This window comes from Candidatus Sulfidibacterium hydrothermale, assembly GCF_020149915.1.
In the GTDB taxonomy this organism is placed as follows: Bacteria; Bacteroidota; Bacteroidia; order Bacteroidales; family F082; genus Sulfidibacterium; species Sulfidibacterium hydrothermale.
Window position 1 is genome coordinate 2,943,436 of sequence record NZ_CP083760.1, and the last position, 13,846, is coordinate 2,957,281.

Consider the following 13,846-nt stretch of genomic DNA (forward strand, 5'->3'; position numbering starts at 1 on the left):
TTTTTTATTACTCATAATAATCATTACCACCCCAGCACATACGCAAAAATCAGCGGGGCTACAATGGTGGCATCACTTTCCACAATAAATTTCGGGGTGTCAATTCCCAGTTTTCCCCAGGTAATCTTTTCGTTGGGAACAGCTCCTGAGTACGAGCCGTAGCTGGTGGTCGAATCGCTGATCTGACAGAAATAACTCCAGAAAGGCGTTTCCGTACGTTCCAGATCCTGATACAGCATGGGCACCACACAAATCGGAAAATCACCGGCAATACCACCGCCTATCTGGAAAAAGCCGATTCCTTCGTCTCCGGCATTTTGGGTGTACCAATCGGCCAGGAAACTCATGTATTCAATCCCCGATTTTACTGTAGACGATTTCAGTTCGCCTTTAATGCAATAGGAAGCAAAAATATTTCCCATGGTCGAATCTTCCCAACCGGGAACCACAATGGGCAGGTTTTTTTCGGCAGCAGCCAGCATCCAGCTGTCTTTCGGATCAATTTCATAATATTGTTCCAATACGCCCGAAAGAAGCAGTTTATACATGTACTCATGCGGGAAATAGCGTTCCCCTTTGTCTTCTGCTTCTTTCCAGATATCAAAAATATGTTGCTGCAACCGCCGGAAAGCTTCTTCTTCCGGAATACAGGTATCGGTTACCCGGTTTAATCCGCTTTGCAACAAATCCCACTCCTGTTGCGGAGTCAAATCACGGTAATGCGGAACTCTCTTATAGTGTTTATGAGCCACAAGATTCATGATATCTTCTTCCAGATTGGCTCCGGTACAAGAGATGATCTGCACCTTATCCTGACGGATCATTTCCGCCAGCGATTTACCCAATTCGGCCGTACTCATGGCACCAGCCATGGCAATCATCATTTTTTTACCGTCACGGATGTGCTGATCATAAGCACGGGCAGCATCAACCAGTGTAGCTGCATTAAAATGTTTGTAATGTTCAACCATAAAACGGCTGACAGGACCTTTATTTTCCATGGTATTTAAATTGATAAGACAACATTTTGTAATAAAGTTTGGCCGCAAGAAAATCCGGCCCTTTTAATTGAGGGATAGGGGCAAGTTCCACCATATCGAAACCCACCACCTGTTTATGCTGAAAAACTTTTTTCAAAAAACGAATCACGGTTATCCAGTCCAGTCCGCCGGGTTCCGGCGTTCCGGTTGAAGGCATCACCGAAGGATCAAAAACATCCAGATCCAGCGTAATATAAACCGGACCGGTAAGTTGCTGCAAGGCCTTTTCCATCCAATCGTTACGGCCGGCAATCTCTTCGGCAAACCAGCATTGCTCCCGGTTTAAAAAGGGCTTCTCCACCGTATCCATACTGCGAATACCCACCTGCACCAAATTGGTATGCAGCGAAGCATCGTGCAACGCACAGGCATGATTATACGGCGTTCCCAAATACTCCGGACGTAAATCGGTATGCGCATCAAGATGCAGAACACTTAAATCAGGATATTTTTCATAAAAAGCCCGGATAATTCCTATGCTGATGGAATGTTCTCCGCCAAAGAAAGTCAGAAAACGATTGGATTCCAGCAACTGTTTTGTTGTATGATAAACCGTTTCAAAAACCTTTTCCGGAGAACGGTTTTCGGTAATTTCCGGTAAAATATGGATGCCGTTCCGGTACACTTCCGAATCGGTTTCAATGTCGTAAATCTCCATATTTTCTGCCGCTTCGAGAAAAGCCGGAAAAGCCTGATCAGCTCCTTTTCCCCAGGTACTGGTCCCATCGTAAGGGATGGACTGCAACCAAACAGCCGCTGTTTCTTTTTGCGCATATTTTGCTTCGATGCCGGCAAAAGTTCTCATTGGTCGCTGGTATTATATCCCAAAATCTTAAACATTTCCTCCGGAGATTGTTCATTGCGATACACCCGGTCAATAAAATTACCGTTGCTGTCACGGTCAATAATCACATGCTTGGGCGAAGGAATCAAACAATGTTTAATGCCCCCGTAACCACTGATGGAATCCTGATATGCTCCGGTGTGAAAAAACCCGAGATAAAGCGGCTCTTTTTCCGTTTTGCTGTCGTATTTGGGCAACAAAACTTCCTGGTTCAGATCTTCTGAGTTGTAATAATCGGAATGATCACAGCTAATGCCGCCAATATTCACCCGCTGGTATTCGTGATCCCATTTATTGACCGGAAGCAGAATAAATTTTTCATGAATAGCCCATGCATCCGGAATAGTATTCATTAAACTGTTATCAATAATGTACCAGGTTTCACTGTCGTTTTGCTGTTTGGTTTCCAAAACTTTAAAAATCACCGCTCCGCTTTCCCCCACGGTATATTTTCCAAATTCGGTATAGATGTCCGGCTCCGGAATACCTTCTTTCAGGCAGCTTTCTTTGATATTCGAAATGATTTCATTGATCATGTATTCGTAATTATACTCAAAACCGAGGTTGTTACGAATAGGGAAACCGCCTCCCAGATTAAAAGCAGAAAGTGACGGAGCTTCTTTCCGTAATTTCACATAAAGACTCAGGGCTTTTTGAAATTCACCCCAGTAATAAATAGTGTCTTTAATTCCGGAATCTACAAAAAAGTGAAACATAACCAGTTCCACTTGTGGATTGTCTTTTATATTTTGCAGATAAAAGTCCATGATATCAGTATGTGGAATGCCGAGACGCGATGTGTAATACGACGATTGCGATTCTTCATTAATGGCCATCCGGATACCGATTTTAACCTTTTTGTCGCCCCACAGCTGACGAATTCTTTCCAGCTCTACCACACTGTCAAGAACGATAATGGACTGGTCAAAACCTTTTTGCTGAAGAAGATGAATCTTTTTTAAATAGCTCTCGGTTTTATGTCCGTTGTGTACGATCACACGGGAACGGTCAATTTTTCCTTCTTCGTACAAGCTCAGAATCAGGTCGATATCAAAAGATGAAGATGTTTCTATATCCACATTATGCTTTAGCGCTTCATTAACTACATGATAAAAGTGGTTGCACTTGGTACAGTAACAATAATGGTATCTTCCACGGTAACCATTGTTCTTTATGGAACGGTTAAAGAGGTTCCGTGCTTTTTTTATCTGGTCACCAATTTTTGGCAAATAGATAAAACGAAAAGGGGTTCCGTATTTTTCGATCAGATATTTGAGTGAAATGCCGTGAAAAGTGAGATGACCATCACGCAAATCAAAGCCTTCCTGCGGAAAATAGTAGCTTTGTTCAATCAAATCAAAATAACTGTTTTTCATTTCCCAAAAATTCCGTTTAACAAACCGGTTAACTACTTTTGCAACATTTTAATTGTCAACATATTAAAACGCATTCTTTTTCTTCTGAAAAGGTTTTGCAAAAATACGCTGAAAACGTATTGATAAATCAAATTGAAAAAGAAAAAGATACCGGGCTGTCAATCTTTTACAGAAAAATAAACCGGCAACTTAAATAACCCCGATATACAAAGCATTTCCGTTTTTTCCTTCCAGAATATCCACTGCCGGAAAGCAGGCATCCATCTCTGCAGCAAACCGTTTTTTAAATTGCCGGTAATCACTTCGTTCCAGGGTTTCCAATAACCATACCGCAAAAGAATTGCCTTTATAAAAATCGTGGATAACTACAAATTGGCGTGAAACCCGTTTCATTTCATCCAGCAAACGGGCTCTGGAGGGCGCTTTCATTCCGTGGAGCACGAAAGTAGCGGTAACCACGTCAAACGAATGATCCGCAAAAGCCGAAAGGTCTTCTCCATTTTGATGAAAGAACGTAATATCAGGATGATTTTTCCGGGCCTGAACCAGCATTTTCTCCGAAAAATCAACGCCCACCGCTTTTTTCAGTCCGTAAGCATTCAGTACACCAATCCAGGCTCCTGTTCCACAGCCCACATCAAGAACCTGTTTGTTTTTTAACGAAATACGGTCATTCAACAAAGCCGCCATGGCTTTATAATGGTTTTGTGTTCCCTTATCGATCAAGTGATAAAACGGGGCAATCAAATTGAAAATAAAAAGCGCCCGTTTATGCTCCTCTTTTGAAAAATAGTGTAGCATTCCCATGCGGCAAAAATAATCTTTTCCGAAAATTCGCTCATCCTTTACCCAACAGACAAAGAGTAAAATTCACAGTATCTGACCGGTACCAAACTCCCGGAGATAATGAAAAAGAACCCGGAAGCCACCCCACAAAAGGAACCTCTATTTTGCTTACCTTTGACGGTTACTCTTTTTAAAAGGACAATTATCATGAAAAATGTAAAACGCGGAATTATCTCGGCTATTATTTTACTCTTCCTGCTTTATTTAAGCGGATTGTTTGTTACTTATTACAGCGACTGGCTTTGGTTCAAAAACCTGAGTTACAGCTCCGTATTCGACACCATGATTCTGGCAAAAATATTGTCATTTATTCTCTTTTTCGTGGTGTTTTTAATTTTTGCCGCCATTCAGGTCAGGCTGGCGTACAAACGGGGAGGGGCCACCCGACATATTCCGCTGTTACGCAATGAAGACCCGCGCGAGCTTATTCTCCCGCTTTATCAGGGAAAACGTGTTTTTTGGTTCTGGGCTGCCGTTATTGCCTTTTTTGGTATGGTCATGGCTTCTTCAGCCTCTGCCCAATGGAATGATTTTTTACAATACATTCACGCCACAAATTTCGGGATCAAAGAACCGGTTTTGGGAAAAGATGCCGGATTTTACATCTTCCGTTTGCCGGTATTCTCATTTCTGACCGGATGGTACCTTTTTATGGTAGCGCTTACTGCCGCTTTGGTATTCCTCTCCTATTACCTTGACAATGCTTTTGGCATGGAAGGCAATACGCTGCGTATTTCCGGACACATGAAAAGCCATTTCATTCTGCTTTCAGGATTCTTCGCGTTGGGCATTGCTGCACTTTTTCAGATCAAACTCTACAATTTACTTTATTCTTCCAACGGCGTAGCTTACGGTCCAAGTTATATGGACGTCCATGCACAAATTCCGGCTTATCATCTTATTGTCATTCTAACCCTTGTTATTTCCCTGCTTTTGTTCTTATATCCGCTTTACCGGAAAAAGAAATTTCTCTTGTCGGGTATCGCCGTCTGGGTTTTGGTATGGATTGGATTTGTCTGGATTTACCCGTCGCTTATTGAACAGTATGTGGTAAAACCCAATGAGCTGAAAAAAGAAACTCCGTACATTTTAAACAACATCAAACTCACCCGCGAAGCTTTCGGCTTAAATAAAATCAAAGTAAAACCCTTTCCTGTAAAACAGGATATCACCTATCAGGATATTCTTGAAAACAGTCATACCATCAACAACATCCGGCTTTGGGACCGGAGGCCGTTAATTCAAACCTACAAACAGTTGCAGGAAATCCGGTTGTACTACGATTTCAGCAGCGTTCAGGTTGACCGTTATCATTTTAAAAAATACACCCAAGTGGCTTTAGGAGCCAGGGAATTGCCGTTGTCAGAAATTCCGGCACGGGCACGTACCTGGGTGAATGATCATTTGATTTATACTCATGGCTATGGAGTGGTAATGAGCCCGGTAAACAAAATCACCCCCAACGGAATGCCCGACCTTATTGTAAAAGATATTCCACCGGTTACCACCGTTCCGCTCCAGCTGAAACAAATGGGCATTTATTACGGAGAAGAAACCAATCAGTATGTTATTGTCAACACCAAAGCCAAAGAATTTGATTATCCGAAAGGCAACCAGAATGTTTACACCAGTTACAAAGGAAAAGGCGGCGTGCGTATTTCATCGCTGTTCAGACGGCTGGTTTATGCCTGGAAATTTTCTGACATCAAAATCCTGCTGACCGGATACATCACCAACCAAAGCCGGATTATGTTTTACCGGAACATTGCTTTACGCGATAAAATTCTGGCTCCGTTCCTTTCTTTCGACAGTCAGCCTTATCCGGTTGTAGGAAAAGACGGAAAACTTTACTGGATACACGATGCCTATACCACTACCAACATGTTTCCTTACTCCGAACCGGTATATCAGAACCCTATCGAACGTGGAATCAACTACATACGCAATTCGGTAAAAGTAGTTATCGATGCTTATAACGGCAATGTAACCTATTATGTCATCGATCCGAAAGATCCCATTATCCGAACTTTTGAAAAAATCTATCCCAAACTGTTTAAGCCATACAGTGCCATGCCCGATTTCCTGAAAGCACATATCCGGTATCCTACCGATTTGTTTACCCTGCAGGTTAAAATGTATAATGTTTACCACATGACCGACCCCAAGGTATTTTATAATCAGGAAGATTTCTGGCAAATTCCGAATGAAGTGTACAGCGATATCCAGCAAAAAATGTTTCCGTATTACATCATCATGCGGCTTCCCGGAACAAAAAAAGAAGAGTTTATTCTGATGATTCCGTTAACGCCGTCGAACAAAGACAACATGGTAGCCTGGATGTGTGCCCGTTGCGACGCTCCGAATTACGGTAAGCTCATTGTGTACTCTCTGCCAAAAGACAAACTGATTTACGGCCCCATGCAAATCGAAGCCCGGATTAACCAAAAACCGGATATCTCGTCTGAGCTTACGTTGTGGGGACAACAAGGTTCTCAGGTCATAAAAGGCAATCAGCTGGTGATTCCGGTGAAAAATTCATTCCTTTATGTTGAGCCGGTTTATCTGCAATCGGAGCAAGGACAAATTCCTGAACTAAAACGGGTTATTGTGGCTTACAAAGAACAAATTGAAATGCGGCGTACGCTGGATCAGGCTTTAAAAGCGGTATTTCAGGTACAAGCCGCACAAGACAGTACAGCCCAACAGATGACACCAGCCGCAATGATATCAACAGGAAACTACTCCGGGCTTTCCGTACAGGCACAACAAGCCTTGCAACATTACAATAAAGCCCTTGAATATCTGAAAGAGGATAACTGGTCAGGTTACGGAAAAGAATTGCAAAAAATGAAAGATATTCTTTCCCAAATGGCCGGTACCAAAAATGAAAAGAGTAAATAATAAATTTTTTTGAACGATGATCGAAAACATCCCGAAAGACTTTATCAATTTTGCGCTCGTTCTGGTTTTTTCACTCCTGATCGGAATGGAACAACGCCGGCGTCATTTTGACGAGAAACCCGGTGCATTGTTCGGAACCGACCGTACGCATGTTTTTATCGGAATTTTAGGTTTTATGCTGTTTGTTATGGCACCGCAGCATCTTTTTTTATTTGCTGCCGGCGGAATTGCCATTACCATTTTCCTTTCCATTTTTTATTGGAAAAAAATCGAAAACCGGAATCAGTACGGCATTACTTCCATGATTATTGTCTTGATCACTTACAGCCTGGCACCACTGGTTTATCTAAAACCGATTTGGATGGCCGTTTCGCTGGTAACTGTGGTGTTGGTTTTTACCGAAATCAAACAATTCTTGTGGAAACTTAGTAGCCGGTTTGATGAAAATGAATTTATTACCCTGGCCAAATTTTTATTGATCTCGGGAGTAATTTTACCCCTGTTGCCGCATCACGAAATCAGTGCACAAATTCCGGTTTCTCCTTTTAAAATATGGATGGCTGTTGTGGTTATCTCGGGTATCTCTTACATCAGTTATCTCATTCAAAAGTTCATTTTCCCCGACAAAGGAATCATGATTACAGGTATCCTGGGCGGAATTTACAGCAGCACAGCTACCACGGTGGTGCTGGCTCGTCGTTCGAAAACCAGCGATGCCAATATGAAACAAATTGCTGCAGCTATTATTGTAGCTACGGCCATGATGTTTCTTCGGATTTTGGCCTTGGCTTATATTTTCAATACCGCGCTGGCCACAGAATTAACCGTTCCTTTTGTTTCGCTGGCCGCTTTCTCCATACTGGTTTCTTTTCTGATCCTGAAAGTCGGGAAAAAACAAAAGGAAATGGATTTTAAACAGGCTGTAGCCAAAAACCCGCTGGAATTTAAAACGGCCCTGCTCTTTGCTTTGCTTTTTGTGGTTTTTACCCTGCTTACCAAATTTGTCATGTTGCACTATGGCAATAAAGGACTGGATATCTTATCGTTCATTGTGGGCGTTACCGATGTGGATCCGTTCTTATTGAGTCTGTTTACCGGAAAATATCATCTGACTTTAGCCATCTTGTCGCATGCTACCCTGATTGCCGTTACCAGCAACAACCTGATCAAGCTTATTTACGGGCTTTCCTTTGGAAGTGTTCATTTAAGAAAATTGTTGATCATTGGCTTTTCTGCTATTCTTGCTGCCGGTGTGCTGTTCATCATTTTTTGATCAACCGGGAAACAAGACTTTATTATGAACTATTGTTCATAATTTTTTTATTACTTTTGCAGAAAAACAAAGAATATGTTCCGGCTGGAAAAAAAACGTGAGCGGGAAGCCTGGTTACTGGCTTCCGTGATCCTGAATTTCATCTTCTCCATTGCCAAACTCGGATGGGGATTTTGGGTAGGAGCTACCGTACTAACAGCGGATGGTATTCACAGTATTTCGGACGTGATTGGAGCTTTTTTGGTTTTTCTGGCTTTACGCTTTGCCGGACATCAATCAAAAAAGTTTCCGTTCGGGATGAACAAGCTGGAAGACATGGCCGCCCTGCTGGGAGGGGTAGCAGTACTGCTGGCCGGTTATGGCATCATCCGTACCGTATTTTTCAGTGGCGGGGTTAAAACCCCGGAGGACATCGGCCCCACCCTTATTTTTATTGTCATTCTCATTGCTTTGGAATTTGTTTTTTACTATTTCGAACGCAAAGCCGGGAAACGGCTGAACTCGCCCGGAATAAAAACCGATGCGTTGAACTGGCTGGGTGACATGGGCGCCAGTTTGGTGGTTATTGCCGGAATGGTAGGATGGCATTATTCCATTCCTTATGCACAGGAAATAGCGGTAGTTATCATTGTCGTTATGATTTTTTACGGGGCATTTGAAATTTTACGCGACGCTGTTCTTTCGCTGCTGGATGCCTCGGTTGATACGGAAACGCTTCGAAAAGCGCAGGAAGTCATTGCATCCTTTGATGAAGTAGCCAAAATTGAACGACTGTTTATCCGGCGGGCCGGCAGTGTGTTATTTGCCGATATTGTTTTGGAAGTCAAAGAAAAAAACATGGAAAGTGCCCACCTGCTGATCGATAAAATTGAAAAAGCGTTGCACCGGCAGATTCCGGATCTGGCCATTGTTACCATTCACTATGAACCCGAGAAAAAACCGTTTAAAAAAGTGGCATTGCTCTTGAACGAAACCCGTCAACATGTAGCCAGTACTTTTGGCAACGCTGCCTGGATAGAATTGCGCGAAATCAACGATAAAGGCGAAGTACTCAGCAAAACGCTGGTAAAAAATCCGGTTATTCAGGGACAACGCGGAAAAGCCATCCGGCTGGCAGCCTGGCTTATTAAACAAAAAGTGGATCAGATCATCATCCATCCGCGAGACATGGAAGGCGAACTTCACACTTTATTTTCTGCACTGGGCATCGAAATCACAGAGAACATTTAATGTGTTCTTTTTCAAAAACAATCGGTATGAAATCCAACCGGAAAGAAGAACCCGGCTACATCTCCGGCAGTTTTCAAAAAACCTTATTTTTGTTTCAAACAGAACAGCAATATGGCGGAGATAGAAAACATTATTTTTGATTTTGGCGGTGTCATTATTGACATTGATCCTTTGCTCACCATTAAAGCCCTGGAAAAACTGGGATTTCATGATATCGAACGGCTAAAAACAGAAGAATTTTACCAAAAAGTGATTTATAAGTTTGAGAAAGGGATTGACACGCCGGAAGTCTTCCGGAACAAGCTGCGTGACTATCTGCAAATGAACCTCTCCGACCAGCAATTAGATGATGCCTGGAATGCCCTGCTTTATGACATTCCAGAAGAGCGTATCCGCATCATCGAGGAAGTCAAAAAAAATTATCCGGTTTATCTGCTCAGCAACTCCAATGAAATTCACTACGACCTGTATGTTCGTGATTTACAGCTTCGTTTTGGCTACCGTGAATTTGACGAGCTTTTCTCCAAAGCCTATTTTTCTTTCGACCTGCATCTGGCCAAACCCCATGTTGAGATCTATGAATTTGTGATTCATCACCACCGTATGGATCCGGAAAAAACCCTGTTTATCGATGACCGCATGGATAACATTGAAGGAGCCCGCCGGGCAGGGTTAAAAACCTTCCATTTGCAGCCCCCGCAAACCATCCGTCACCTTTTCAAAAACGGAAAACTTAAACCGGGGCTGGCCATTCAATAGCAAAATCGTTTCTTTTTCTACCTTTGCCCCCAAAATTGAAACCATGACAACCATTTGCGTATTTTGTGGTTCCAGTATGGGAACCAATCCACTGTATAAAGAAGCTGCCAAGCAAACCGCCGATTATTTTGTCCAGCACCGGCTTAAACTGGTTTACGGCGGGGCCAGCGTAGGGCTGATGAAAATATTGGCGGATACTTTATTGGAAAACAACCAGGAAGTCATCGGCATTATGCCCGGCCTGCTTATCGAAAAAGAAGTAGTGCACAACGGACTTACACAACTCATCCGTGTGGAAAGTATGGCCGAACGAAAAGTAAAAATGGTAGAAATTTCTGATGCGTTCATTGCTTTGCCGGGCGGTTTCGGAACCTTTGACGAATTAACAGAAGTATTGATATACAATCAGCTCCGTGTAATGGACAAACCTGTAGGGATTTTGAATACTGCCGGATATTTTGATAAAATGCTGGATTTTTTCGATCATGCCGTGCAGGAAGGTTTTGTCCGTGCCGAACACCGGGATAACCTGATTGTATCGGACAACATCGAAACACTAATGCAGCAAATGCAACAATATCAACCGGTTTCTACCAAAAAATGGATTGAAGACATTAAATCTGAATCCGGAAAATAATGCCGGCTAAACCAAAGCATTTCAACTTCTTTTAGTAATTTCGCAACCTGAAAAACTGCTCGGATAGCGATCGGTTTTTATATTGATTATCAGCTTATTAAAAAAACAAAAGAAAAGGCATGGCATACAATCATCAGGAAATAGAGAAACGTTGGCAGCAATTTTGGCGCGAAAACAAGACTTTTAAAGCCGAAAACCGGTACGATTTACCCAAATACTATGTACTGGATATGTTTCCTTATCCTTCGGGAGCCGGACTGCATGTAGGTCATCCGCTGGGCTACATTGCTTCGGACATTTATGCCCGCTACAAACGCCATCAGGGTTATAATGTGCTTCATCCCATGGGCTACGATGCCTACGGTCTTCCGGCGGAGCAGTATGCCATTCAAACCGGAACCCATCCGGAAATTACCACCGAAAAAAACATCAAACGCTATCGCGAACAACTGGATAAAATCGGTTTTTCGTTTGACTGGGATCGCGAAGTCCGCACCTCCGATCCTTCTTATTACAAATGGACGCAATGGACTTTTATTCAGCTTTTCAAATCGTGGTACAACAAAAAAACCGATAAAGCCGAACCCATTGCCGACCTGATAAAAATATTTGAAAAACAAGGAAACAGCGGTATAGAAGCGGCTTGTGATGAAGTGGGAACATTCTCTGCCGACGAGTGGAACCAGATGAACGAAAAAGAGCAGCAGGAAATACTGATGCACTACCGGCTGGCTTATCTTTCTGAAACGTTGGTGAACTGGTGCCCGGCACTCGGTACGGTTTTGGCCAACGATGAAGTAAAAGACGGGCTGTCGGAAAGAGGCGGACATCCGGTAGAACGAAAAATGATGAAACAGTGGCTGTTGCGCATCACCGCTTATGCCCAGCGATTATTAGACGGATTAGAAACCGTGGACTGGCCCGATTCGCTGAAAGAGATGCAACGCAACTGGATTGGTCGCAGTGAAGGGGCTTCGCTTACCTTTCCGTTAAGCCGCGATGCCGCCAAAGAAGGCGGAATCAAAGTTTTTACCACACGTCCGGACACCCTTTTCGGAGCCACATTTATGGTTTTGGCTCCGGAACACGAACTGGTGGAAAAAATCACGACGCCCGAACAGAAAGCCGAAGTGGAAACTTATGTTCAATGGGCCAAAAACCGCTCGGAACGGGAACGGATGACCGAGGTAAAAAAAGTAACCGGTAAGTTTACCGGTGCTTATGCGGTGAATCCGCTGACCGGAAAAGAAATTCCGATTTGGGTAGCCGATTATGTCCTTTCCGGATACGGAACCGGAGCCATTATGGCTGTTCCGGCACACGACAGCCGCGACTTTGCCTTTGCCCGGCATTTTGGATTGCCCATTGTTCAGGTCGTATCAGCCCAAGGAGAAACGCCCTCTGATCCTTCTGAGTGGGAAGAATCGTATGATGCCAAAGAAGGAATCATGATCAATTCCGGTTTTTTAAATGGCCTGACAGTAAAAGAAGCTATCCGGGCTGCCATTCAAAAAATAGAAGAAATGGGCATCGGAACCGGCACCGTCAATTACCGTTTACGTGATGCTATTTTCAGCCGCCAGCGGTATTGGGGTGAACCTTTCCCCATCTATTACAAAAACGGAATTCCCTACCCGTTGCCGGAAGAAGAACTCCCGTTAAAACTTCCGGAAGTGGACAAATATCTTCCCACAGAAACCGGAGAACCGCCATTGGCCCGCGCCAAAAACTGGAAAACTAAAGAAGGTTATCCGTTAGAAACCAACACTATGCCTGGTTTTGCCGGTTCCAGCGGATATTATCTCCGTTACATGGATCCGCATAACGACAAAGAATATTTTTCACGCGAAGCCAATCGCTACTGGCGTAATGTGGATTTGTACATTGGTGGTGACGAACACGCTGCCGGCCATTTGATCTATTCCCGTTTTTGGAACAAATTTTTGTATGACCTGGGGCTGGCCTGCGAGCCCGAGCCTTTCCAGAAACTGATCAACCAGGGGAAAATTCAGGGACGTTCCAACTTTGTGTACCGTATTCAGGGTACCAATAAATATGTTTCGTATAATCTGCGCAAGCAATACAAAACCCAGGCGTTACACGTGGATATCAATCTGGTGGATAACGATATTCTGGACATTGAAGCTTTCAAAAAATGGTTGCCCGAAAATGCCAATGCCGAATTCATTCTTGAAGACGGTAAATACATTTGCGGGTACGAGATTGAGAAAATGTCAAAATCGAAACACAACGTCCAGAATCCGGATGACCTGATTGAAAAATACGGAGCCGATACCCTTCGGTTGTATGAAATGTTTCTGGGCCCCATCGAACAGGATAAACCCTGGGATATCAAAGGAATTGAGGGCGTTTTTCGTTTCCTGAAGAAAATGTGGCGGCTTTATTTTGACGAAGAAAATCAGTTGTTGGTAAATGATGAAAAAGCCACCGAAGCCGAACTAAAAATCCTGCACAAAACCATCAAAAAAGTCAGAGGTGACATTGAACGTTTTTCGTTCAATACCGGAGTCAGTGCTTTTATGATTTGTGTTAACGAACTGACAGAACACAAATGCCATAAGAGAGAAATTCTGGAACCCCTAGCCATACTGATCGAACCTTATGCCCCGCATCTGGCCGAAGAACTCTGGAGCCGTTTGGGACATGAAGGCAGCATCAGCCGGATTGATTTTCCGGAATATGATGAAAAATACCTGAAAGAAAATACTTTTACTTATCCGGTTTCTTTTAACGGAAAAATGCGGTTTAAACTGGAACTTCCGGTAGATATGGATAAAGCGGAAATCGAAAAAGCAGTGCTGAACGCACAGGAAGCACAACGCTGGTTAGAAGGAAAAACCGTCCGGAAAATCATTGTGGTTCCCAAACGCATTGTAAATGTTGTTGTCGGATAAAAATTAATCCGGACAAATCTGTTTT

10 protein-coding genes are annotated in these 13,846 nt (G+C 43.2%); 6 read left to right on the forward strand and 4 right to left on the reverse strand.

Annotation, left to right across the window (positions count from 1 at the left end; all coding sequences use genetic code 11):
• Nucleotides 1–23 precede the first annotated feature (23 nt).
• From LA303_RS12080 to LA303_RS12095, 4 genes are all read right to left on the reverse strand, one after another.
• Nucleotides 24–1,001: a deoxyhypusine synthase family protein gene (locus LA303_RS12080; protein ID WP_240525635.1), complete on the reverse strand. Its 978-nt coding sequence runs from the start codon at nt 999–1,001 to the stop codon at nt 24–26.
• Nucleotides 991–1,845, reverse strand: a complete 855-nt coding sequence (gene speB / locus LA303_RS12085; protein WP_240525636.1) for an agmatinase — start codon at nt 1,843–1,845, stop codon at nt 991–993. The genes LA303_RS12080 and speB overlap by 11 nt, the downstream gene beginning before the upstream one ends.
• The gene (locus LA303_RS12090; protein ID WP_240525637.1) at nt 1,842–3,260 is read right to left on the reverse strand and encodes a type III PLP-dependent enzyme domain-containing protein; all 1,419 of its coding nucleotides are present in this window, start codon (nt 3,258–3,260) and stop codon (nt 1,842–1,844) included. Before LA303_RS12090 ends, speB begins: the two co-directional genes overlap by 4 nt.
• A gap of 189 nt (nt 3,261–3,449) precedes the next feature.
• Nucleotides 3,450–4,067: a class I SAM-dependent methyltransferase gene (locus LA303_RS12095; RefSeq protein ID WP_240525638.1), complete on the reverse strand. Its 618-nt coding sequence runs from the start codon at nt 4,065–4,067 to the stop codon at nt 3,450–3,452.
• A 186-nt stretch (nt 4,068–4,253) separates the two neighbouring features.
• Here LA303_RS12095 and LA303_RS12100 point away from each other — a divergent pair, with 186 nt between their 5' ends.
• The 6 genes from LA303_RS12100 to leuS all read left to right on the forward strand — a co-directional run bounded on the left by LA303_RS12100 (nt 4,254) and on the right by leuS (nt 13,821).
• Nucleotides 4,254–7,007 carry a UPF0182 family membrane protein gene (locus LA303_RS12100; RefSeq protein WP_240525639.1) on the forward strand — a complete coding sequence of 918 codons (2,754 nt, stop codon included), beginning with the start codon at nt 4,254–4,256 and terminating at the stop codon, nt 7,005–7,007.
• Between the two features lie 16 nt (nt 7,008–7,023).
• Complete coding sequence (locus tag LA303_RS12105; RefSeq protein ID WP_240525640.1) at nt 7,024–8,280, forward strand: MgtC/SapB family protein; 1,257 nt, start codon at nt 7,024–7,026, stop codon at nt 8,278–8,280.
• A 75-nt stretch (nt 8,281–8,355) separates the two neighbouring features.
• Nucleotides 8,356–9,510: a cation diffusion facilitator family transporter gene (locus LA303_RS12110; protein ID WP_240525641.1), complete on the forward strand. Its 1,155-nt coding sequence runs from the start codon at nt 8,356–8,358 to the stop codon at nt 9,508–9,510.
• A 111-nt stretch (nt 9,511–9,621) separates the two neighbouring features.
• Entirely contained in the window at nt 9,622–10,269 is a 648-nt protein-coding gene (locus LA303_RS12115; protein ID WP_240525642.1) for an HAD family hydrolase, read from the forward strand.
• A gap of 43 nt (nt 10,270–10,312) precedes the next feature.
• Complete coding sequence (locus tag LA303_RS12120) at nt 10,313–10,906, forward strand: LOG family protein (RefSeq protein WP_240525643.1); 594 nt, start codon at nt 10,313–10,315, stop codon at nt 10,904–10,906.
• 119 nt (nt 10,907–11,025) lie between these two features.
• Nucleotides 11,026–13,821, forward strand: coding sequence for a leucine--tRNA ligase (gene leuS / locus LA303_RS12125; RefSeq protein WP_240525644.1), 2,796 nt, complete (start codon nt 11,026–11,028; stop codon nt 13,819–13,821).
• The last annotated feature ends 25 nt before the right edge of the window (nt 13,822–13,846 follow it).